The 266-nt window shown below is 62.0% G+C and carries 1 protein-coding gene; it reads right to left on the reverse strand.

What is annotated here, in order from left to right:
* On the reverse strand, positions 1–266 hold a 266-nt coding region (locus SB753_RS37900; protein ID WP_410805267.1), incomplete at both ends, for a transglutaminase-like domain-containing protein.

The raw sequence follows: 266 nt of genomic DNA on the forward strand, positions 1-266 counted from the left end.
GCGACTCAGGCTCGCATATCACCTTGAAGCCTGTCAGCTTCGCTGGCCCGAAAGCGTTGCTCAACGCGACATCCGTCGCGTCACGGCCGCGCGCCATCAGGACATGGCCAGTTCGCGGCGCATTGTTGCGCGCGTCGAACGTCTGCCAGCAACCGCCCAGATAGGCTTCGAACCACGCGCAAAAATCCTGTGGTGCGTGCGGTGGGGGCAGACCGACGTCACTAATGTAGCCAGTACAGTAGCGCGCAGGGATATTCATTGCGCGG

Source organism: Paraburkholderia sp. SIMBA_053 (assembly GCF_046534895.1).
Lineage (GTDB): Bacteria > Pseudomonadota > Gammaproteobacteria > Burkholderiales > Burkholderiaceae > Paraburkholderia > Paraburkholderia caledonica.